Genomic DNA, 20,546 nt, shown 5'->3' on the forward strand with positions numbered 1-20,546 from the left:
AGGGCCGCACCCCCGGTCCGGAAGGACGTCACGACAATTCGAATTCCGGAATTGCCTCGAGCGCCGGCCCTGCCTCTTGCTTCAAGATGGCGATGAACCGTTCGACGGCGGGCGGCATGTAGCTTGAATTGCGATGCACTGCGACCACCTCGCGGTGCATTGTCGTCTCCGGCAGGCTGATCTCGACGAGCGGTTCCCCGACGCGTCCCCGGCCGAGATTGCGCCGGGAAATGAATGTCAGAAGGTCGGTCGGCGCGATCAGCCGCGGCGAGAGCGAAATGTTGTTGGTCTGGATAGCGACATCGGGTTCGCTCAGATCGCGTGAGGCGAAGGCCGCATCGATCCATTGCCGGGTCACGACCGAGCGGGCCGGCAGAACCCAGCCGTAGTCCTGCAGATCGGCAATCGTCGCCTTCTTGCGCGTGAGCGGATGACCACGGGCCGCCGCCACGACGACGGAATCCTCACCCAGACGATGGACGGTGTAGTTCGACTCATCGCCCTTCGTAACCGGGCCGACGACGATATCGACTTTTCCGTCGTTGAGCGCGGTGCGCAGCACGTCGTTCATGCCGATGCTGATCTCAAACTTGATGCCCGGCGCCTCCCGGAGAATACGGCTGCAGACGAGCGGCAACAGGTATTCGGCTGTCGTCGCTCCCGACCCCACGCGGACATTGCCGACCGCACCCTTGGCGATGTCCGCCATCTCCCGAAGATTCTGCTCTACCGACATGCGCAGACTGCGCGCGCGCTCCAGCATGACCCTGCCGGCGGTCGTCAGCGCCACGCCGCGACCGGATTTGACCAGCAGCTTCGTGCCGATCTCGCTTTCGATGCGTCGCACCGACTTGCTCAGCGCGGGCTGGGTGCGGCCGAGTTTCTCGGCGGCACGGCCGATATGGCCCGTCGTTGCGATGACTTCGAAATATTGCAGGTCCCGCAGCTCCATTCATTCCCCTTGGATATGTTTTCAGGAATTTTATGAATTTGACCAGCGGTATCACCGAGTGTCAATAGAGGCATGCTCACGGATGGGAGAAGACGATGGGGCCAAAGGTTCTGATGACCGCAAAGACGCTTGCTACGCCGGGGCTGGCCCTGCTCGAGCAAGCCGGCTGCGCGGTCTCCTTTCTTAAGGAAGGCACGGAAGCGGAACTCGCAGAAAGTCTGCGGTCGACTCCCTTCGATGCCGTCATCTCCCGCACCTTGGCGCTACCGGCAATGATGATCGAGACGGCACCTGCCCTGCGCGTCATCTCCCGCCACGGTGTCGGCTATAATAATGTCGATATCGAAAGCGCCACCCGGCGCGGAGTGCCGGTGCTGATTGCCGATGGCGCGAATGGCAAATCGGTCGCCGAACTTGCCGTCGGCCTCGCCCTTTCGGTGGCCCGCAAAATCACGACGCAAGACGCCTCGATTCGCGCCCGCCAGTGGAATCGCTCTGCCTACGGCCTGCAATTTGCCGGCAAGACGGCAGGGATCGTCGCCTTCGGTGCGATCGGCCGGCGGGTAGCGGAAATTCTGAGGGCAATGGACATGCGGATCATCGCCTTCGACCCCCATGCGCGCGACCGTTCCACGACCGGGGTCGATTGGACCGAGACGCTGGACGAACTCCTGCAGGAAAGCGATCTCGTTTCGCTTCATTGCCCGTTGACGCCGGAGACCCGCAACATGATCACCGCGCCGCGGCTGGCGCGGATGAAGCCGGGCGCAATCCTGATCAATACCGCGCGTGGCGGCCTGATCGACGAAAAGGCATTGGCCGAGGCCGTTCTTTCCGGACATCTTGCCGGTGCAGGTCTCGACACCTTCGCCGATGAACCCCTCCCCGCCGACCATCCGTTCCTTTCTCTGCCGCAGATCGTGATGACTCCGCATATGGGCGGAAGCACCGACGTCGCGCTTGATGGCGTTGCGATCAGCGCAGCGCGCAACGTGCTCGACGTCCTGATCGACGGCAAGGTCGATCGCCGTCTTCTCGTCAACCCGGCGGTTCTCGAACACCGCACCGTCGAAGCAAAGTGAGTTTTCCATGACAGTCTCTCTCGCGAAAGATGCTCCTGCCGCCGCGTGGCCGGCAGGCTTCGTCGTCAACCCGCGCCAATCGCATCTCTCGACGGAACTGATCGAGGCCTATCGTTCCGTCCCCGTGCCCCATGCCAGCGACTGCATGGGCCGCCATACTGGCGCCCGCGGGCTTATCGCCTATCATGGCGAACAACCGGCGACGATTGCCGGACCGGCTCTCACGGTCCGTATCCGTCCTGGCGACAATCTGATGATCCACCTTGCCATCATGACGGCCGAGCCGGGTGATGTGATCGTCATCGACGGCGGCGGCGATCTCTCGACTGCGGTCATCGGCGGTCTGATGCGCACCAGCGCTCTTGCTCGCGGCATCGCCGCTTTCGTGCTCGACGGCGCGCTTCGCGATGTCGCCGAGTGGAAGGAGGGCGGCGTTGGTGCCTTCGCGCGCGGCAATGTGCATCGCGGCCCGAGCAAAGAAGGTCCCGGTGCACTTAACGTGCCGGTGGCCTGTGCGGGCCTGTCGGTGATGCCGGGCGATCTGATTCTGGCGGATGCGGATGGTGTGGTGGCCGTGCCGGCAGCGGACGCTGAAAGCCTGCTCGCCAGATGCCGCGCCCATGCCGAGCGCGAACGCGCCATCAATGAAAAGAACAGGACCGGCGAGCCGGACTGGGACCGTTTCAACACCTTGTTGCGGCAAAAGGGCTGCCCGGTCTGAAAACTGGAAATACACATATGCCGGCGCTGGGAAAGCCGGCTCATCTGGAGGAGACGACATAATGATCAGCAGACGTGGATTTCTCGCCGGCACGGCCGGCGTCGCAATGGCGGGTTTCGCAGGTATTCGCATCAGCCTGGCTGCGACTTTTGAATCGATGGACATCTTCATCCCCGGTTCGCCCGGCGGCGGCTGGGACCTCACCGGCCGCGTTATTGACGAGGTCATGAAGAAGAACGGCCTCATCGGCAATTCGCGGATCACCAATGCCGGCGGCGCCGGCGGTACGATCGGTCTGCCGCAGTTCATCAACCAGTATGACGGCGAAGCCGATGCGCTGTTCGTCGCCGGCGCCATCATGGTGGGCACCACCATTACCAACAACACGCCGGTCGACCTGACGATGCTGAAGCCGGTGGCGCGACTGACCGGCGAGTACCAGGTGCTCGTCGTCCCGTCCGCTTCCCCTGTACAGAACCTGACCGACTTCGTGGCACTGCTGAAGAAGGATCCAAGGTCTGTGACCTGGGCCGGCGGAGCGCCCGGCGGCACCGACCACATCTTTGCCTGCATGATCGCGAAGGCGGCCGGTGTCGCGCTCGGCGATCTCTCCTATGTCGCCTATACCGGCGGCGGTGGCGAGGCCATGGCATCCCTTCTCGGCAACCAGGTCTCCTGCGGCATTTCCGGTTACGGCGAATTCGCGGAGCAGATCAAAGCCGGAAATTTGCGGGCGATCGCGATTTCCGCGCCGGAACGCGTGTCCGGCATCGAGGTTCCGACGCTTGTGGAACAGGGCGTCGACGTCACGATCTCCAACTGGCGCGGCGTCTTCGGCGCGCCGAACATCGGCGACGACGAGGTCAAGGCGCTGATCGACCTCACGACCACGATGGTCCAGACCAGGGATTGGAAGGACCAGCTCGCCACACGCGGATGGAGCGATCAGTTCCTGCCGGGGGCCGAATTCGCGGCCTATCTTGAGAAGGATACGATCGCCACGCGCAGCGTTCTCGTGGACCTCGGCCTGGCGAAATGAAAGCGCTCGCGGCACGCCCACAGCTCGTCATCGTCTCCCTGATCGTGCTGGCGGTCGGGGCGGCGGTCATGTGGACTGCGACGACGATACCGGTCGGACCCGGCGTCGCCGCCGTGGGCCCGCGGTCGTTTCCCTTCGGCGTCGGGCTGCTTCTCATTGCCTGCGGCCTGCTGCTTCTGCTGGAGGCGAGCCGCGCGCCCTGGGACTGCGAAGCGACCGATCCCGCAGCACCCGGTCTCGATCTCGTACCGCTCGGCATTCTGGCCTGCGGCATGATCGTGAACGTCCTGCTCATCAAGAGCGCGGGTTTCATTCTCGCATCGACGCTGATGTTCGCCTTCACGGCAAGGGCCTTCGGTGCGCGCCGCCTCTGGCTGTCGGTGCTGATCGGTTTCGCACTCGCCCTTGCCACCTATTACGGCTTTGCCCGCATGCTTGATCTGAGGATTGGCGGCGGCTTCATCGAGGACTTGTTCTGATGGACACCCTCAATGCGCTTCTCGGCGGCTTCGGCTCCGCGCTCTCTCCGATGAACCTGCTATGGGCGCTCCTCGGCGTCACGCTCGGCACGTTCATCGGCGTATTGCCGGGTCTTGGTCCCGCGCTGACCATCGCACTTCTGCTGCCCATAACCTTCCAGGTCGATCCGGCCGCGGCGTTCATCGTCTTCGGCGGCATCTATTTCGGCTCGCAGTTCGGCGGCTCGACGACCTCGATCCTCATCAACACGCCCGGTGAAAGCGCCTCGATCGTGACCGCGCTGGAAGGCAACCGAATGGCCCGTAACGGCCGCGGCGCGCCAGCCCTTGCGACTGCTGCGATCGGCTCCTTTGTCGCCGGCACGATCGGCGTCGTCTGTCTGAGCCTCCTCGCGCCCGTGGTCGTCAAGCTGGCGCTCGCCTTCGCGCCGGCAGACTATTTCGCGCTGATGGTTCTGTCCTTCGTCACCGTCGCCGCCGTGCTGGGCAATTCCGTCATACGAGGACTTACCAGTCTCAGCCTCGGCCTCCTGCTCGGCCTCGTCGGTGTGGATCTGCAATCAGGCCAGGCCCGCTTCACATTCGGCGCGCTCGACCTGCTGGACGGCATCGACGTGATCATCGTCGTCGTCGGACTTTTTGCGGTCGGCGAGACGCTGCATCTCGCCACCCGCTACCGCTCCTCCCCGGAAGAGATCATTCCGGTGAAGGGCTCCATGTGGATGACGGCGCAGGACTGGGCACGCTCCTGGAAAGCCTGGATCCGCGGCGCGCTGATCGGCTTTCCCATCGGTGCGATGCCCGCAGGGGGGGCCGAGATTCCGACCTTTCTCTCCTATTTCGTCGAAAAGAAGCTCTCGAAACATCCGGAAGAATTCGGCCACGGGGCCATTGAGGGCGTCGCCGGTCCGGAAGCCGCGAACAATGCGGCGGGAGCCGGCGTCTTCGTGCCGCTGCTGACGCTCGGCATTCCGACCTCGGCGACGGCCGCCGTCATGCTGTCGGCCTTCCAGAGCTATGGCATCAACCCCGGTCCGCAACTCCTGACCAGCCACGCCGATCTCGTATGGACGCTGATCGCCAGCCTCTATATCGGCAACGTGATGCTGCTTATCCTGAACCTGCCGCTCGTCGGGCTCTGGGTGCAGATCCTTCGCATTCCGACGCCCTATCTTTATGGCGGCATCCTGCTCTTCGCGACCGTAGGCACCTACGGCATCAGCCGTTCGGTCTTCGACCTCGTCATGCTCTATGCCATCGGGCTGGCCGGCTTCTTCATGCGGCGCTACGATTTTCCGACCAGCCCCGTGATCATCGGCATGATCCTCGGACCCCTCGCCGAGCAGCAGTTCCGCCGGGCCATGACCATGTCGCAGGGGGATCTCTCGGTCTTCGTCGCAAGGCCGATTTCAGCAAGCTTGCTTGTACTCGCCTTCATCGCCCTCACGGCACCCATCGTCCTGTCCTTCCTCCGCAGCCGCCGGGAAACGGCTGCCGCCTGAAGGCCCATAGCGGGAAAAAACATGTCAGATCATGTCATCCTTGAGGCTGAAGCGCTGCGAGGCTTCACCGAAGACGTCCTCAAAGCTGCCGGTATGCGCCCGCAACCGGCGGCAACCGTCGCCGATACGCTTGTTTACGCCGATCTGCGCGGCGTTTCTTCTCATGGCGTCGCGCGGCTGGGTTCCTATCTGGATCGTATCCGTGCCGGCGTCATGGAGATCGATCCGCAGATGAGGCTCATCCGCGAAGCGCCGGCAAGCGGCCTGCTCGACGCAGGCAACGGCTTCGGCCAGATCGCCGGCATGACGGCAATGGAGATTGCGATCGAGAAGGCAAAATCCGCAGGCAGCGCGGTGATCGGCATTGCCAATTCCAATCATTTCGGCGTTGCCGCCTATTTTGCCGAACGGGCGACGCGCGCCGGCATGGTGGGGATCGTGTTGACGAACTCCTCCCCCGCCATGACGGCCTTCAATACCCGCATTCCGCTGATCGGCACCAATCCGATCGCCTTCGGAATCCCCGCCGGCGCCGAGCGGCCGATCATACTGGACATGTCGACCTCGTTGGTCGCTCGCGGCAAGATCCGCCTCGCCTCGCTCACCGGCAAGCCGATCCCTCTGGGCTGGGCCTATGACGATCGGGGGCTTCCGACCGAAGACGCGCATGCCGCGCTGAAGGGCAGCCTTGCTCCTATCGGAGGACCGAAGGGGGCCGGCCTGTCGCTGATCATCGATCTTCTGACCGGCGTCCTGACCGGTACGGGGCTGACCGGCGAGGTGAAGAATATCACCGACATTTCCGGCCCCTCCCGCACCGGACATCTGATGATCGCTTTCGACGTCAGCCGATTCATTTCGCCGGAACTCTTCAAGTCGAGTGTCGACAGCGTAGTCGCCAACATCAAGGCAATGCCGTCGGCCGACGGCGGTCCGGTCTTTATGCCGGGAGAAATGGAGGCCATAGGGGCCGAAAGACGTGCTCGGGACGGCATCGGTGTTCCGCGTGACATCGTCGATACGCTTCGGGGGCTCTCCGTCACCTATCTCGGAGAGCTCAGACTGTAGCCGGGCTTGAGATCGGGTGCCTGTAGGTCGATCCGCTGAAATCTTGAGAGCAGTGCCGCCCTAGACCTTGCGAGCCGAAGCGCTCGCATTCGCGCCAGGCACAAGCGCCGGGTCGTCGAGCGCCGGATTATAGAACAGCGAGAGCGTCAGGCTTCGGGCGATACGCTCCGCCGTTTCCATGAACCAGGCCTTCGCCTCGTCGTTCGGCGCAATATCGTCGAGCGTCGCAGCAAAGAGCTCCAGCCATTTCGGGAAAAGCTCCGGCGTCAGATTGGCAACGCCGAGATGCGCCTGAACCGGTTTGCCGCCATAGGCACCGCTGCGGAAGGCCACGGCGGACCAGAAGCTTTTCATCTTCTCCATGTGCTCGGGCCAGCGTCCCGATAGCCTTGCGTCGAAGATGGGTCCGAGTTCCGGATGTGCCAGCACGCGGGCATAGAACGTGTCGACCAGAGTGCTGATGAACGCGTCATCGACACCCATGGCCTTCATTTCCGCTTCCGCCCGTTCCCGGATCGCAGCGGCATGGATCGTGCGGCTCTGCATTTCGTCAGCCATTTCAAACTCCGGCTCTGCCGCTCTCATATAGGTTTTGCGCCTGCCGGACCAAGGGCTCAATCGTCTCTTGCGGCAATCTGTCTGAATCCTGGAAAGATGGGGTTGGCTGACAAAGCAGCCTGATGTAGACATGACCTCATGGTGAGCCAGGAGCAACTTCTCAGCACCGCGAAACCGGACGTGGTTTCAGGAGAGGATTTCATCCTCTCCGCTCTCTCGACAGATTTGCAAAGCTGGGCCCTGTTCCTCGATATCGATGGGACATTGCTCGACCTTGCGGAAACCCCGGACGCTATTACCGTACCGCCTTCGCTGCCCGCCGATCTCGACGCCTTGTCGAAAAAGCTCGACGGTGCGCTCGCGCTCGTGACCGGCCGCAGTCTTGACTACGCCGACCAGCTCTTCTCGCTGTCGCATTTTCCCATTGCAGGACTTCACGGCGCCGAGCGCCGCGATCCGGACGGTCAACTGCACAAGGCCACGGCGACGGCAGAGTTCGAGCGGCTGAAGGCCGATCTCGTGGCCGATACCGCCAGCTGGGCGGGCGTTTTCATCGAGGACAAGGGGGCGGCAGTCGCCGCCCATTACCGGCTTGCGCCGGACAGAAAGGACGACGTCGAACTGGTGATGGAGCGAGCGTTGATCCGCGCCGGACCGAACTGGACCGTCCAGCAGGGAAAGATGGTGATCGAAATCCGTCCGGCCAGTGCCGACAAGGGCAAGGCAATATCGGCCTTCCTGGCCAAGCCCCCCTTTGCAGGCAGACGCCCGATTGCGATCGGGGATGATGTCACCGACGAAGCGATGTTTCGCGCGGCCAACCGTCTCGGAGGCTATTCGATACGCATCGGACCACACTTGCCTGCGAGCGAAGCGCTCGGTTCCACCCGCTCTGCCGAGGCGCTGCGCGGCATCATCGCCGCCCTGGCCTCCTGACTGTTTGAGCACCTGACCTATATTCCTGCATGAAAGGAGTTCGGCATGAGCCGTCTCGTAATCGTTTCCAATCGTGTGCCCGTTCCGGACAAGGGTGGCATTGCGCCCGCCGGCGGGTTGGCGGTCGCGCTGAAAGTGGCCCTTGAAGAGCATGGCGGCATATGGATGGGCTGGTCGGGGCAGTCGAGCGGCGAACACGAGCCGCAGCCCATGGCTCAACTGCGCCAAGGCAATATCACCTATGCACTCACGGATCTGACCGATACCGATGTCGAAGAATATTACCATGGCTTCGCCAACAGGGTTCTCTGGCCGATTTGCCATTATCGGTTGGATCTCGCGGAATATGGTCGCAAGGAGATGGCGGGGTATTTCCGCGTCAACCGCTTCTTCGCCCATCGGCTGGCGCCGCTCGTCGAACCGGATGACATCATCTGGGTGCATGACTACCACTTGATTCCTCTCGCCGCGGAACTGCGCCAGATGGGTTTGAAGAACCGCATCGGCTTTTTCCTTCATATTCCCTGGCCGCCTGCCGACGTGCTCTTCACCATGCCCGTTCACGAGGAAATCATGCGCGGCCTGTCGCATTACGACGTCGTCGGCTTTCAGACCGATCATGACCTTGAGAACTTCGCCGGCTGCCTCAGACGGGAAGGCATCGGCGATGAACTTGGCGGGGGCCGCTTCAGTGCCTATGGCCGTGTGTTCAAGGGGGGCGTTTATCCGATCGGCATCGAGACCGCGGCCTTTGCCGAATTCGCCAAAAAGGCGATGACCAACAAGACCGTCAGAAAAGCGCGCGAAAGCATCGAGCACCGCAACCTCATCATAGGTGTCGATCGCCTGGACTATTCCAAAGGGATCACGCAGCGCATCGATGCGTTCGAGCGTTTCGTCCTGGCCAATCCGGCTCAGCAGGGGCGTGTCACCTATCTGCAGATTACGCCGAAGTCCCGCTCCGAAGTGCCTGAATACGAAGCCATGCAGCGCACCGTGGCCGAACAGGCCGGCCGGGTGAACGGCGCGCTCGGCGCGGTCGACTGGGTTCCCATTCGATACATCAACCGCTCGGTCGGCAGACATATTCTTGCCGGTCTTTACCGGTTCGGCAAAGTCGGCCTGGTGACGCCGCTTCGAGACGGGATGAACCTCGTCGCAAAGGAATATGTAGCCGCGCAGGACCCCGAGGACCCAGGCGTGCTTGTACTTTCGCGCTTTGCCGGAGCTGCTCGCGAACTGAGAGGCGCTCTGCTCGTCAACCCGTATGACATAGAGGGTACCGCCTTTGCCATGGCGCGGGCGCTCAGCATGCCGCTGGACGAGCGGAAGGATCGCTGGAAGTCGATGATGGATCACCTGCTGGAACACGACGTTTCACGCTGGTGCCGGGATTTTCTCGACGACCTGACGGTATCGGCCGGTCAGCCGGGTTCTGAACCTGCATGAGAGGCCCGATGCCTTCTCCTATGGCAGATTGAGGCTGTCCGCCCATTGCGCAGAAGGTGGCGGCAGCCGGCAAATGCCGGCCTCACGCACGCCGCCATACGCTCCGACCCGCATCGCAGGAAAGGCGCTTAAGCCGGCCAGCCGTATCGAACAGGGATATTGAACCCGGGACGGAAAGGTGCGCTAGCATGGCGTGACAGCGGCGCCGGCCCGTGGCATAGGGGTGCCCGCACCCAACCAGGCTCCCCTTCCTATGATCCGTGTCGAAAATATCAGCAAGTCCAACAGCCATCGCATACTCTTCATCGAAGCTTCAGCCGCGTTGAATCGCGGCGAAAAGATCGGGCTCGTTGGCCCGAACGGGGCGGGAAAGACGACCCTCTTTCGGATGATCACCGGTGAGGAGGAACCCGACGAGGGACAGGTTTCCGTCGAAAAGGGCGTGACGATCGGCTATTTCGATCAGGATGTCGGCGAGATGTCCGGCCGGTCGGCCGTCGCGGAGGTGATGGAGGGGCAGGCCCAGTCAGCGCCGTGGCGGCGGAGCTGCGGGCGCTCGAGGCGGCCATGTCGGACCCGGACCGCATGGATGAAATGGATGCGATCATCGAGCGCTACGGCGAAGTGCAGGCCCGCTATGAGGAGCTCGACGGCTATGCGCTCGAGGGGCGTGCGCGCGAGGTTCTCGCCGGTCTCAGCTTCAGCCAGGAAATGATGGACGGCGACGTCGGCAAGCTGTCGGGCGGCTGGAAGATGCGCGTGGCGCTCGCCCGCATCCTCCTGATGCGTCCGGACGTCATGCTGCTCGACGAGCCGAGCAACCATCTCGATCTCGAAAGCCTGATCTGGCTGGAAGACTTCCTGAAGGGCTATGACGGCGCCCTGCTGATGACGTCGCACGATCGGGAGTTCATGAACCGGATCGTTACCAAGATCGTAGAAATCGACGGCGGCGCGTTGACGACCTATTCCGGCGATTACGGCTTCTATGAGGAGCAGCGGGCGCTGAACGAAAGGCAATTGCAGGCCCAGTTCGAGCGTCAGCAGGCGATGCTCGCCAAGGAGATCAAATTCATCGAGCGTTTCAAGGCCCGCGCCTCGCACGCGTCGCAGGTTCAAAGCCGGGTGAAGAAGCTTGACAAGATCGACCGCGTCGAGCCGCCGCGTCGTCGCCAGACCGTCTCCTTCGAATTCCTGCCGGCTCCGCGCTCCGGCGAAGACGTCGTCAATCTCAGGAATGTCCACAAGGCCTATGGCAGCCGCGCCATTTACGAGGGTCTCGACTTCATGGTGCGCCGGCGCGAACGCTGGTGCATCATGGGCGTCAACGGCGCCGGCAAGTCGACGCTGCTCAAGCTGGCCACCGGCACAACCACACCGGACAGGGGCAGCGTTTCACTCGGCGCCAGCGTGAAGCTCGGCTATTTCGCCCAGCATTCCATGGATCTGCTCGACGGCGAGAGCACCATTTTGCAATGGCTGGAGGACCGCTTTCCCAAGGCCGGACAGGCGCCACTCCGGGCGCTGGCCGGCTGTTTCGGCTTTTCGGGCGATGACGTCGAGAAGCGATGCCGGTCCCTCTCCGGCGGAGAGAAGGCACGGCTGGTCATGGCCGCAATGCTGTTTGACCCGCCGAACTTCCTCGTCCTGGACGAGCCGACCAACCACCTCGACCTCGATACGAAGGAAATGCTGATCCAGGCGCTCTCGGCTTACCAGGGCACCATGCTGTTCGTCTCGCACGACCGCCGTTTCCTGTCGGCACTTTCCAATCGCGTGCTGGAGCTGACGCCTGACGGCATCCATCAGTATGGCGGCGGTTACAGCGAATATGTCGAGCGCACCGGACAAGAGGCGCCGGGTCTGCGCGGGTGACGGCTGCGCCGCCACCGAGCGGAAGCAGCTTCTCCCGACGTTAGAGACAACGGCCGAGGATAAGACATCCTTGAAATCGCCTCAGTAAGAGCCGCCTCGGCGGAAGATGGGGAGGAACCGGGCACCACGGTATAAAAGTGTCGGTCGATCGGGTTCCCAGCGGCGGGCGTGAGGTCGAGGACGTTCCCAATCAGCATGCACTGGACAACTTCGGCGGATCTTATCGTCATGGGCGCCTACGGGCGTTCACGCCTTCGGGAAAAGGTATTCCGCGGTGTCACCAAGTAGCCAGACCGAAAGATGTCCGCCCGTTTCGCATAGCATGCTTCGCGTACGGGTGCGAAAGCCAATCGATTTGTCCGTCAGTTTCGCATAAAACGAGAAAATGTCCGCCAATGTCGCATAAGGCGGTCAATCGCTTAGCAGGTGATGAGAGGCGGTGGCCGATAAGAGCCATTATCGGCCGTCCAACCGACTTTGAGGTGTTGCACTTTCTGATGTAAGGATATTCACGACGTGCTATTTAGGCGTGAAGAATAGAGGTCGAGTAAGCAAGCCAATGGAATACAAGGCGGATTACACGAAGATGCTCCGGTGCCGAGTAGCTATAGCGGCGTCGTTTTCCGTTCCCGCTTAGAGGCTCGCTGGGGCTGTTGAGCCGAAACCTGCCATCGAGCGATCTTCTGCATGACGGCTTGAATCGACAGTAAGCGCGATTTTCCCCGCACGTTGGCGCCGCCTTTCGGCGTTTAATTGGGAAAGCGTCGCGCTGGATCAGCCGGCAGTGGTGGTTTTGGGGAAGTTGAAGGACAGCAGGTCGGTGATATCGGCGAAGTCGGCACGCTGAGGCAATTCGGTGAGGACGTGGCGCAACCAGGCTAACGGCTCGACGCGTGAAGCGAACGCGCACGGCGCTCGTCCAAAGATATCTTTGCCGCATCAGGAACCGACATGCGGCTGCCGACACGTTGCCGGTAGATCAAGCGAAAAGCTGACGAGGTGAGCTAACAGGAATGGACGCTGGAAAGGCTCCCTGCTGGCCGCAGAAAATGGGCGTCAGCGGACTTGGAGGTCGTCGGCATAAACCGAGAGTACCCAGTCGGGTAGTCGGTAAGCGGCTTCCAGAAGACGCCCATTCGCAAATGCAAGAACCTGACGAGGGGGCTCGTTGAGGCGGGAGTTGTCGAAAACCATACCGCGGTCGGAACGCAGGATGGCTTTGCGGATGAGTGGCTGTCCACGGGTGTAGCGTGTTCGTATCTTCTCTTCCGGAACGTCATGGCCGCCTTCGCCGACCGCCCTTTGACCCGTGCAACCGAGAGATCAGGACTCTCTACGCCGACGTGCATGACGATGACGATGTAGCCGCGCGACCGTGCCTCTTCGATGATTTCCAGTTTCGATGGATGGGAGAAGACGGTCCCGGTCGCAAAGCTCTTGCCTGAGCCAAACAACTCCGCCCGACGGTCGCGCGCAACCTCGGCTGCCTTATAGGACGCTTCCGTGGAGGCGTCCTTGATCTCCTTGCGCTGGATGATGTCCGCTTTGACGAAAGGACCCGCGAAGCGTGGAGCAACGCGGGTCTGGTAGAGGGTAGACTTGCCAGCGCCATTCGGTCCCGCAAGCAGGACAAGGCTGGGTCTCATGGGGCTACGTCATCTTTCGCGTAGATGAGGTTGCCGCCAGCATCCAACCCGACTCCGCGGCCCAACATCCTGCGCTGAGCGAAGAACTCTTGTTCATCTGCCGTCGGTTCAGCCATCTTGTTGGTGAGCTCGTCCAGCCAGGCGGCCTCTTCACCCTCTTTGAGTTCGGTCGTGTCGAGCCGGCCCTCGAGCGCCTGCTTGATCCGGCTATAGTCGAAAGCGCTGGAACGTTCGATCGCCCGGCCGATCTTTATCCAATGGGCGATCTGCCCTGCGACGGACCTGCTCTGAAGCTCGGCTTCCCGGCGCACCAGTGACATTACATCGTCTGCGAGTTTTACGGACTGGGCCATAGTGAACCTCCTGCCTGACGAGAGAGGTAGCAAAATGCCACCTGAAAAACAAGGTGCGAGGGCCATAAGCACGCGGCGGAACGAGCCTCAAGCCACAGACAACGAAGAGCGATGGCGACGGTGCTCACGGAAATCGCATCGTGGAACCACGAAAGAACAGAGGCTGGTCTGGAGCCCATCGGAACAGGATCGGCTTGCACTCCGGGGAAGTTGTCGTCGGCAACACCGGACATGCCAGAAGACTAGAGTACACGATCATCGGGGACACCGTGAATGTGGTAGGCTGGAGAGGCTTACTCGGGGAGCCGCGTCTCACGTGATGGTCAGCGGCGATCTCATCGCGGCCATACGTTCTCAGAGGATTGAGCCTACCAGCCTAAGACGGCCTTGTAGCTCGCGCTTACCGGAGCTTCTTTCGTTTCGAGCGAGGTGTGAGGGATCGCCGCTCGCGAGCCAGCGGCAACCAGGGCGGCGGTTAATGACAGCTTCTTAAGCATCGGAATTCTCTCCTGGGTCGGATTCCGGCTCCCGCCGGCGGGGATCGCGCGGACCAGTTCCGGGGTCCGCTTCATTGCTGACGGGACTGACTTGCGGACTCGGCGCCCGCCTGCTTCACAAAGTTCGATAGCCCGCACCTGGACGAACGATGGTCTGCGGCAGGCAGTTTCCGGCGTGCGAAGGCACGCACGACGCCATCGGGCGATCGGCGGCGGGGCTCGAGGGACTGGCGGGATCATGGTCGCTTCTGCGGACGAACAACTCGCAGTACGCAAGCAGGACAGCGCGTGAAGACCGCGGCGTTAAAATCGGCGACTTGTAGGTGCATCCGGCAGCGCCGAGGACATGCCGCATCCAAGAATGCAGCACTCGGGCAGCTTGTCATGATCGCCGCCGCCATGCCGGGTGTCAGAATGGCTTGCGCCCGTAATGCAGAGCGGATTGCCGAACGCGTCGAATGGTAGGATGTCTGGTGCCTGGCCGGCGAACGCGGGAACGACGGAATGCAGGACGAGCATGAAGGCGGCGACCAGCGCCAGCCCCCGGCTCGATCCCTTCCGTCGTCTCGCCCTCATCCAATCTCCATTCCGGCGCTGCAATCAACCCGACAAATAGACGAGCCTCCGGATCCGGACATTGTTCCAGATCAACAACCGTTGGTGTCGTAGAGATATCCGCTGTCGCCGCGGTCAATTAAGGCGGCAACGTGATTGCGGCTTTCACCCGTCAACTTGCTTGGGCACCCTGACCCCACGCATGACGCCGATCGCAGCTCCCAGCGTCCCCCCGGCGACCACGCCCGCAGAACCGCCAGCAAGGACCGCAATCAGGCAATTGAGGACGACAGCCCCCAAAGCGGCGTCCGACAGGAAAGCGATACCGGCGACGAGTCCGACTAGAGCGCCGATCGCTCCAAGGGCAATTGCAAACAGGGTGACGGACTCCGACGGATCGATCTGCCGGTCGGGAACCTCTTTCTGTGTCGGATCTGGCCCCTCTGTGGCCCGCTGGCGTTCATCCGTGTTTGGCATTGGATACTCCGGAATAGAGCTTCGATTCATCGTCCTCTTTCGGGCGAGAACACTGGCGTCTGTTGGCAGTTCCGTTCCGAACCGGGTCCGCCAGCGGTCCCTCGTCTTCCTCGTCGTCCAGCAGGATCCTCTCGGCCGCTCCGTCGAGATCATCGTATTGCCCGGAACGCAGCGACCAGAAGAATGCCAGTAGTCCGACGAAGCCCATCGCCAAGGCAACCGGAACGAGGAGAGCAAGATAATTCATATCTTCACCGTGGCTGGCTTGGTCGCGCCGAAGGTGCGCGGCCCCTTCTTAACCTTTGCACCTAGGCGCAGCGCGTTTCCAACGACAACGATCGAGGACAGGGACATGGCAAGCGCAGCAGCGAGCGGCGTAACCAGTCCGGCAATCGCGAAGGGCACGCTGACGACATTGTAGGCGATTGCCATTGCGAAGTTCTGACGGATCAGCACGTCGGCCCTCGCCGCGGTCAGGATGATGTCTCGGACAGCCAGCAGGCTCTGTCCGAGAAAGACGAAGTCGGATGCGCTCCGTCCGACGTCCGTTGCCGACGACGGGGCGATCGACACGTGCGCGGCCGCCAGCGCCGGCGCGTCGTTGAGACCATCGCCGATCATCAGCACCTTGCGGCCTTTCGCCGCGAGTGCCCTGATGGCCTCGACCTTTTCATCCGGAAGCAGCTCAGCCGAGAACGCCTCGATTTCCAATTGCCCGGCGATGGACGAAACCGCGGCACTACGATCTCCCGAAAGGATGCGCACCGAAACGCCGGCCGAGCGCAGCGTCTGGACAAGCTCGCGAGCACCGGGGCGGACGGATTCCTCGAACGCGAAAACCGCCATCGTTTCGTCGTCCTTCGACAGCACGGTTGCCGACGCCGTCCCCAGGTCGACTTGCGTCGCATTCGACGCCCACGACGGGCGTCCGAGCCGGTAGACCGCGTCCCCTGCCCGACCCTCGATTCCGCAGCCATGAACCTCCTCCAGGCTGTCGAACTCCACAGGCGCGGTATGCCGTCCGGCGCCCGCCAGGGCGATGGCGGCGGACGCGGGATGCCGCGAGACCCTCGCCATCGCGGCTGCCAGCGACAGGAGCCGGGGCTGAACGTCGCCCGCGTTGACCAGGCGCATCTCGCCGAGGGTCAGCGTTCCGGTCTTGTCGAAGAGCACGGTGTCGATGTCGTTCAGCCTCTCGAATGCGGATCCGTCGCGCGCCATGATGCCTCGTTCGAAGAGGCGCCGGGCCGCGACCACCTGCACCATCGGAACGGCAAGTCCAAGGGCGCAGGGGCAGGTAATGATCAGCACGGCTATGGCAATGGTGACGGACTTGTGGAGATCTCCGGTTCCATAAAACCACCCGAACATCGAAAGGAGGGCGACGCCGTGCACGACAGGCGCGTACAGGCTTGCGGCGCGATCAGCGATGCGACGGTAAGTGGAGCGCCCGCTCTCGGCAGCCTCCATCATGCGGGTCATTTCGGCCAGAAAGGAACCGTCGGCGGACACGGTCGCCAACAGGGTCAGCGGATTGCCTACGTTCATCACGCCTGCCTGCAGCGCGATTCCCGGCTCGGCACGCTTCCACGCGCTCTCCCCTGAAACGAGAGAACAATCGAGCTCCGAGGCTCCTTTGACGACAACGCCGTCGACCGGCACGCGCTCTCCGGCGGCGACGAGCAAATGCATGCCCGGCTTGATCTCGGAAAGCGGCACGTAATCGATCGCGCCGTCCGCCCGGATGACATTGGCGCCCCGCGGCGCGAGCCTTTCAAGCGCTCCCACGGCGGAACGCGCCCTGCCCCGCATCAGGTGGTCCAGCGTCCGCCCTGCCAGCAGGACGAACAACAACGAAGTACTTGCGTCGAAATAGGCATAGGCCGCGTTGTGAAGGGTGTCGTAGACGCTGAGCGCGAAGGCGAGGAGAACGCCGACGCTGATCGGTACGTCCATGTTGGTGCGACCATGCCGCAGTGCCTCCCAGGCCGAGCGGTAGAAGACCCTGCCGGAATAGACGATCGCCGGCAGAGCGAGCGCCGCCGAGATCAGATGGAAAGCATGGCGCGTCGCGGGATCGGCTCCGGACCAGACCGATACCGAGAGGATCATGATGTTCATCGCCGAGAAACCGGCGACCGCGAGCGCCTTCAAGAGGGAGGAAAGTACCGGATCCTGGCCGTCCTCCTCGATGGAGGCCAGATGCGAGGCATAGCCGATTTTAGCAAGTTCCGCGGCGAAATCCGGACTCTCGTCGTCATTGCCCCGCCAGTTGATGGTGACCCGACGGCTCGACAGGTTCACTCGGGCAAGCTCGACTCCGGAGATTTTCCGGAGAGCGCGTTCCACGGCAGCAATACAGGCTGCGCAATGTACATCGGGCAGCGTCAATATGGTCTGGCGAAGACCGTCGCCCAAGTCGCGGCTTGCCAGGCGGATCTCCTCCGCACGCGCTGACTTGTCGCCCGCGCCCGCGGTGATTGGAACAGCAATGCCGGAGCAGCAGGACATGGCTAGCGCACCGCTCTGTAGGCGTGCCAGGTGGCATGCCCCAGCAAGGGGAAGATCACGACCAGACCCAGCAGCCCGGTGGCGACGCTGAGCAGGAACAGTCCCAGCACGATCGCGCCCCAGACGAGCATCGGACGGAGGTTGTTCCAGACGAGCGCCACGCTGACGCCCATTGCCGTGAACGCATCGATGCGCTGGTCGAGCAGCATCGGGATGGAGAACACGCTTATGGCAAAGGAAAATCCGGCAAAAATCGCGCCGATGAAAACACCGACTGCAAGCATGGCCCAGCCGGTGGGCGTCGTCAGCAGCATTTGCGTGACATGCCCGAGGCCGGGAAACGGCCGCACCCCGAAGAACAAGGCATAGATGAGCACGGCCGCGCGCATCCACAGCAGCATGAGCATGCACAGCAGAAGCCCGGTGAAGAACACCTGGGCGCCGGCCACCGGTCTGACGCGCAGCATGCTCCCGAGACTGACCGGCTCGGATCGCTCGAGGCGCGAACTCTTCAGATAAAGCCCGGTGGCGAGCAGCGGCGCGATGATCATGAAGCCGGCCACTGCGGGGAACAGGAAATAGTCCCGTCCGGTGGCGAACAGGAGCCAGATGATCAGGAAGGAAACCACAAACACGGCAACCCCGTAGCTCAGGCTGAGCATCGGGTAAGTGATCAGGTCACGCCAACCTTTCGCCAACCACTCAAAGGGTGCCTGGGCCGGCAGATGGCGTTGCCACTTCGGATTCCAGGTCTCCTCTATGCCTGAGACCTCGCCTACCCACCGCTGTAACTTTCCAGTCCCGGACATATGTCTCTCCACGGGTACACCATGACGTTAGCAGGATGATTTCGCGGCCCTGTACTGTCCCGGCGCCGATCCCGTCTCTTTCAGGTGAGCGGCGCATCCGGGATCGCTGTCGATCGCGACGTAAAGCATGTGGGCGTTGGCAGCGAGAAAGACGGCCGCGGCGACAAGGCCCCACCAGCCTAGAAGCGACCTGCTTCGTCTGCCGGCAGCCTTCGTCATCACGGTTTCTCCACGCCCAGAGAGTTGACATAGAGCGCCAGAATTTTGATCTCCGCGGGCGTCAGCCGCTCATCCCATGTCGGCATGTGACCCTGGCGCCCGCCGTGGACGGACTCGATGATACTCTGCATCGTGCCGCCATAGATCCAGTAGGCGTCGGTCAGGTTCGGAGCGCCGACCTCCCGACTGCCTCTCGCGTCCTCGCCATGGCAGGCGGCGCAAGTCGTGAGGAACACTTCTCTGCCCGCCTCGATACGGCCGATGTTTTCCGGCGTGGAGTATTCGGGATTGGTCAACGAATAGACATAGGCGGCGACGTCACGGACCTGGTTGCGTTCGAGCATCTGGTCACGTCCGAACGAGGGCATCTGAGCAACGCGGCTTTCGATATGCCGCGTGTTGATACCGACCCTGAGGGTCTGTTCGATATCCTCCGGTCCACCGCCCCAAAGCCAGTCATCGTCGGTTAGGTCCGGATAGTTGCTCCGGCCCTTTCCGTCGACGCCGTGGCAGACGGCGCAGTTGTCGCCGAACACCTGATGGCCGGTAGAGCGGACCGTCGCCATCAGCCCCTCGTCCGCCCTTATCTGCTCGTAGGAGAGCGTATCGATCCTCTTCTCCCAAACCGCCCTGGCTGCAGCCGCGGCGGCAAGCTTCTCTTCGACGACGTTCCGCTCGTCAATTCCGAGCAGGCCCTTGGTGTAGGTGGTGCCGAGCGGCCACGTCGGCAACAGCACCCACCAGAGGAGGGCGAAGACATGGGTGACGACCAGGAAAAGCAGCACTCCTCGGGGAACCGGCGTGTCGAGCTCCTTTATGCCGTTCCACTCATGTCCGGTGGTCTTTCTACCGCTGATCGGATCGACTTCCTCTACGTCCATGGCTGGTCGTCCTTGTCGAGAATTCCCTTCTTGGCGCGATCGAAAAGCTCCCGGTTAGCCGGCCAGAACGTGTAGATGATGACGCAGATTGAGAATCCGATGAGATAGAAGAGCCCCCAGCTCTTCGCTGCCTCGACCAGTGTCGCGTGCGTCACGTCCATGACGATTTATCCCTTTTTCGTTCAATCGCTTGGATCGGGTACCTGTTCCGGCGCTGCGGTGTTCTGGTATGCCGCCTTTGTCAGCCGTCCGAGGATCTGCAGATACGCGACGAGTGCATCCATTTCCGTGACCCGTGTTGCGACCCCGTCGAAGGCGCTGACCTGGGTCTCCTCGCCATATCGTTCGGTGACGCCCGATGCCTGCTCGCTGTCGGGCACCGCCTGACCGAAAGCATCGCGTGCGGCGTTCTCTATCATTTCGTCGGTATAGGGCACGCCAACGCTTCGCTGCGCCGCCAGATGAGAGCCGAGATCGTCGAGGCGCAGCGGGGTTCGCGCCAACCAGGCATAGGCTGGCATGTTCGACTCCGGCACGACGTCCCGCGGGTTGGTGAGATGGGCTACGTGCCAGAAATCGGAATACTTGCCTCCTACCCTTGCGAGATCCGGTCCGGTTCGCTTCGATCCCCACAGCATCGGGTGGTCATATTTGGATTCGACCGCCAGCGAGAACGGGCCGTAGCGCTCGACCTCGTCGCGCAGCGTGCGGATCATCTGACTGTGGCAGGCATAGCAGCCCTCGCGGATATAGATGTTGCGGCCGGCGAGCTCCAGCGGCGTGTAGAGCCGCATGTCCTCGACGTCTTCGACGGTCTCGTCGATGGTGAACAGCGGAGCGATCTCCACGATGCCGCCGACACTGGCCGCCAGGATGATCGCCAGCACGAATCCGATCGCCGTCCGCTCGAGCTTTCGATGGATAAGTTCGCGCATGT

The 20,546-nt window shown here is 62.3% G+C and carries 21 protein-coding genes and 3 pseudogenes; 10 read left to right on the plus strand and 14 right to left on the minus strand.

The features are described from left to right. Positions 1–28 precede the first annotated feature (28 nt). Positions 29–952, minus strand: coding sequence for a LysR family transcriptional regulator (locus FB009_RS25450; protein WP_011970704.1), 924 nt, complete (start codon positions 950–952; stop codon positions 29–31). A 95-nt stretch (positions 953–1,047) separates the two neighbouring features. Here FB009_RS25450 and FB009_RS25455 point away from each other — a divergent pair, with 95 nt between their 5' ends. The 6 genes from FB009_RS25455 (at position 1,048) to FB009_RS25480 (ending at position 6,843) form a co-directional block, all read left to right on the plus strand. Beyond that, entirely contained in the window at positions 1,048–2,034 is a 987-nt protein-coding gene (locus tag FB009_RS25455; RefSeq protein ID WP_011970705.1) for a hydroxyacid dehydrogenase, read from the plus strand. Between the two features lie 7 nt (positions 2,035–2,041). Then, the gene (locus tag FB009_RS25460; protein WP_011970706.1) at positions 2,042–2,755 is read left to right on the plus strand and encodes an RraA family protein; all 714 of its coding nucleotides are present in this window, start codon (positions 2,042–2,044) and stop codon (positions 2,753–2,755) included. Between the two features lie 61 nt (positions 2,756–2,816). After that, positions 2,817–3,794 (plus strand): Bug family tripartite tricarboxylate transporter substrate binding protein, encoded by a 978-nt coding sequence (locus FB009_RS25465; protein ID WP_011970707.1) that lies wholly within the window; start codon positions 2,817–2,819, stop codon positions 3,792–3,794. Further along, the gene (locus tag FB009_RS25470; protein WP_011970708.1) at positions 3,791–4,273 is read left to right on the plus strand and encodes a tripartite tricarboxylate transporter TctB family protein; all 483 of its coding nucleotides are present in this window, start codon (positions 3,791–3,793) and stop codon (positions 4,271–4,273) included. Before FB009_RS25465 ends, FB009_RS25470 begins: the two co-directional genes overlap by 4 nt. Then, positions 4,273–5,775 (plus strand): tripartite tricarboxylate transporter permease, encoded by a 1,503-nt coding sequence (locus tag FB009_RS25475; protein ID WP_011970709.1) that lies wholly within the window; start codon positions 4,273–4,275, stop codon positions 5,773–5,775. Before FB009_RS25470 ends, FB009_RS25475 begins: the two co-directional genes overlap by 1 nt. A 21-nt stretch (positions 5,776–5,796) precedes the next feature. Further along, entirely contained in the window at positions 5,797–6,843 is a 1,047-nt protein-coding gene (locus FB009_RS25480) for an Ldh family oxidoreductase (protein WP_018210630.1), read from the plus strand. 60 nt (positions 6,844–6,903) lie between these two features. On the opposite strand, the gene FB009_RS25485 is transcribed toward FB009_RS25480, so the two are convergent. Then, complete coding sequence (locus FB009_RS25485; RefSeq protein ID WP_011970711.1) at positions 6,904–7,401, minus strand: group III truncated hemoglobin; 498 nt, start codon at positions 7,399–7,401, stop codon at positions 6,904–6,906. Positions 7,402–7,539: 138 nt separating this feature from the next. On the opposite strand from FB009_RS25485, the gene otsB reads away from it, so the two are divergent. The 4 genes and pseudogenes from otsB to FB009_RS33325 all read left to right on the plus strand — a co-directional run. After that, positions 7,540–8,337, plus strand: coding sequence for a trehalose-phosphatase (otsB, locus tag FB009_RS25490; RefSeq protein WP_011970712.1), 798 nt, complete (start codon positions 7,540–7,542; stop codon positions 8,335–8,337). A gap of 45 nt (positions 8,338–8,382) precedes the next feature. Beyond that, positions 8,383–9,786 (plus strand): alpha,alpha-trehalose-phosphate synthase (UDP-forming), encoded by a 1,404-nt coding sequence (gene otsA, locus FB009_RS25495; protein ID WP_011970713.1) that lies wholly within the window; start codon positions 8,383–8,385, stop codon positions 9,784–9,786. A 253-nt stretch (positions 9,787–10,039) separates the two neighbouring features. Beyond that, a pseudogene (locus FB009_RS25500) lies at positions 10,040–11,661 on the plus strand (ABC-F family ATP-binding cassette domain-containing protein). Positions 11,662–11,786: 125 nt separating this feature from the next. Beyond that, a pseudogene (locus FB009_RS33325) lies at positions 11,787–11,949 on the plus strand (universal stress protein); the annotation flags it as partial. Between the two features lie 486 nt (positions 11,950–12,435). Here FB009_RS33325 and FB009_RS25510 read toward each other — a convergent pair. From FB009_RS25510 to ccoO, 12 genes and pseudogenes are all read right to left on the minus strand, one after another. Continuing rightward, positions 12,436–12,561 (minus strand): annotated as a pseudogene (locus FB009_RS25510) (transposase domain-containing protein); the annotation flags it as partial. A gap of 104 nt (positions 12,562–12,665) precedes the next feature. After that, positions 12,666–13,307 carry a hypothetical protein gene (locus FB009_RS25515; protein ID WP_234837611.1) on the minus strand — a complete coding sequence of 214 codons (642 nt, stop codon included), beginning with the start codon at positions 13,305–13,307 and terminating at the stop codon, positions 12,666–12,668. Then, positions 13,304–13,660, minus strand: a complete 357-nt coding sequence (locus FB009_RS25520) for a TA system antitoxin ParD family protein (RefSeq protein WP_011970716.1) — start codon at positions 13,658–13,660, stop codon at positions 13,304–13,306. Before FB009_RS25520 ends, FB009_RS25515 begins: the two co-directional genes overlap by 4 nt. Positions 13,661–14,460: 800 nt before the next feature. After that, positions 14,461–14,733, minus strand: a complete 273-nt coding sequence (locus tag FB009_RS25530; protein WP_011970717.1) for a hypothetical protein — start codon at positions 14,731–14,733, stop codon at positions 14,461–14,463. Positions 14,734–14,877: 144 nt separating this feature from the next. Further along, complete coding sequence (locus tag FB009_RS25535; protein WP_024312069.1) at positions 14,878–15,189, minus strand: membrane protein; 312 nt, start codon at positions 15,187–15,189, stop codon at positions 14,878–14,880. Further along, positions 15,173–15,436, minus strand: a complete 264-nt coding sequence (gene ccoS, locus FB009_RS25540; RefSeq protein WP_024312068.1) for a cbb3-type cytochrome oxidase assembly protein CcoS — start codon at positions 15,434–15,436, stop codon at positions 15,173–15,175. The genes FB009_RS25535 and ccoS overlap by 17 nt, the downstream gene beginning before the upstream one ends. After that, positions 15,433–17,700, minus strand: a complete 2,268-nt coding sequence (locus tag FB009_RS25545) for a cation-translocating P-type ATPase (RefSeq protein WP_127658634.1) — start codon at positions 17,698–17,700, stop codon at positions 15,433–15,435. Before FB009_RS25545 ends, ccoS begins: the two co-directional genes overlap by 4 nt. A gap of 2 nt (positions 17,701–17,702) precedes the next feature. After that, complete coding sequence (locus FB009_RS25550) at positions 17,703–18,509, minus strand: DUF2189 domain-containing protein (RefSeq protein ID WP_024324923.1); 807 nt, start codon at positions 18,507–18,509, stop codon at positions 17,703–17,705. Positions 18,510–18,536: 27 nt separating this feature from the next. Beyond that, on the minus strand, positions 18,537–18,728 hold the full coding sequence (locus tag FB009_RS25555; RefSeq protein ID WP_011970722.1) for a hypothetical protein: 192 nt from the start codon (positions 18,726–18,728) through the stop codon (positions 18,537–18,539). Further along, positions 18,728–19,609 (minus strand): cytochrome-c oxidase, cbb3-type subunit III, encoded by an 882-nt coding sequence (gene ccoP, locus FB009_RS25560; RefSeq protein WP_011970723.1) that lies wholly within the window; start codon positions 19,607–19,609, stop codon positions 18,728–18,730. The genes FB009_RS25555 and ccoP overlap by 1 nt, the downstream gene beginning before the upstream one ends. After that, positions 19,600–19,770 (minus strand): CcoQ/FixQ family Cbb3-type cytochrome c oxidase assembly chaperone, encoded by a 171-nt coding sequence (locus FB009_RS25565; protein ID WP_011970724.1) that lies wholly within the window; start codon positions 19,768–19,770, stop codon positions 19,600–19,602. Before FB009_RS25565 ends, ccoP begins: the two co-directional genes overlap by 10 nt. 21 nt (positions 19,771–19,791) lie before the next feature. After that, complete coding sequence (gene ccoO, locus FB009_RS25570) at positions 19,792–20,544, minus strand: cytochrome-c oxidase, cbb3-type subunit II (RefSeq protein ID WP_011970725.1); 753 nt, start codon at positions 20,542–20,544, stop codon at positions 19,792–19,794. Positions 20,545–20,546: the final 2 nt, after the last annotated feature.

It is taken from the genome of Sinorhizobium medicae (assembly GCF_007827695.1).
GTDB lineage: Bacteria > Pseudomonadota > Alphaproteobacteria > Rhizobiales > Rhizobiaceae > Sinorhizobium > Sinorhizobium medicae.

Bases quoted from the DNA above. Each gene is read 5' to 3' on its own strand.
- ccoP (WP_011970723.1), bottom strand. From the start codon at position 19,609: ATGGACGTAGAGGAAGTCGATCCGATCAGCGGTAGAAAGACCACCGGA.
- FB009_RS25515 (WP_234837611.1), bottom strand. From the start codon at position 13,307: ATGAGACCCAGCCTTGTCCTGCTTGCGGGACCGAATGGCGCTGGCAAG.
- FB009_RS25465 (WP_011970707.1), top strand. From the start codon at position 2,817: ATGATCAGCAGACGTGGATTTCTCGCCGGCACGGCCGGCGTCGCAATG.
- FB009_RS25550 (WP_024324923.1), bottom strand. From the start codon at position 18,509: ATGTCCGGGACTGGAAAGTTACAGCGGTGGGTAGGCGAGGTCTCAGGC.
- FB009_RS25455 (WP_011970705.1), top strand. From the start codon at position 1,048: ATGGGGCCAAAGGTTCTGATGACCGCAAAGACGCTTGCTACGCCGGGG.
- FB009_RS25460 (WP_011970706.1), top strand. From the start codon at position 2,042: ATGACAGTCTCTCTCGCGAAAGATGCTCCTGCCGCCGCGTGGCCGGCA.
- FB009_RS25520 (WP_011970716.1), bottom strand. From the start codon at position 13,660: ATGGCCCAGTCCGTAAAACTCGCAGACGATGTAATGTCACTGGTGCGC.
- FB009_RS25475 (WP_011970709.1), top strand. From the start codon at position 4,273: ATGGACACCCTCAATGCGCTTCTCGGCGGCTTCGGCTCCGCGCTCTCT.
- FB009_RS25470 (WP_011970708.1), top strand. From the start codon at position 3,791: ATGAAAGCGCTCGCGGCACGCCCACAGCTCGTCATCGTCTCCCTGATC.
- FB009_RS25485 (WP_011970711.1), bottom strand. From the start codon at position 7,401: ATGGCTGACGAAATGCAGAGCCGCACGATCCATGCCGCTGCGATCCGG.
- ccoO (WP_011970725.1), bottom strand. From the start codon at position 20,544: ATGCGCGAACTTATCCATCGAAAGCTCGAGCGGACGGCGATCGGATTC.
- FB009_RS25545 (WP_127658634.1), bottom strand. From the start codon at position 17,700: ATGTCCTGCTGCTCCGGCATTGCTGTTCCAATCACCGCGGGCGCGGGC.
- FB009_RS25450 (WP_011970704.1), bottom strand. From the start codon at position 952: ATGGAGCTGCGGGACCTGCAATATTTCGAAGTCATCGCAACGACGGGC.
- ccoS (WP_024312068.1), bottom strand. From the start codon at position 15,436: ATGAATTATCTTGCTCTCCTCGTTCCGGTTGCCTTGGCGATGGGCTTC.
- otsB (WP_011970712.1), top strand. From the start codon at position 7,540: ATGGTGAGCCAGGAGCAACTTCTCAGCACCGCGAAACCGGACGTGGTT.
- FB009_RS25535 (WP_024312069.1), bottom strand. From the start codon at position 15,189: ATGCCAAACACGGATGAACGCCAGCGGGCCACAGAGGGGCCAGATCCG.
- FB009_RS25530 (WP_011970717.1), bottom strand. From the start codon at position 14,733: ATGAGGGCGAGACGACGGAAGGGATCGAGCCGGGGGCTGGCGCTGGTC.
- FB009_RS25565 (WP_011970724.1), bottom strand. From the start codon at position 19,770: ATGGACGTGACGCACGCGACACTGGTCGAGGCAGCGAAGAGCTGGGGG.
- FB009_RS25555 (WP_011970722.1), bottom strand. From the start codon at position 18,728: ATGACGAAGGCTGCCGGCAGACGAAGCAGGTCGCTTCTAGGCTGGTGG.
- FB009_RS25480 (WP_018210630.1), top strand. From the start codon at position 5,797: ATGTCAGATCATGTCATCCTTGAGGCTGAAGCGCTGCGAGGCTTCACC.
- otsA (WP_011970713.1), top strand. From the start codon at position 8,383: ATGAGCCGTCTCGTAATCGTTTCCAATCGTGTGCCCGTTCCGGACAAG.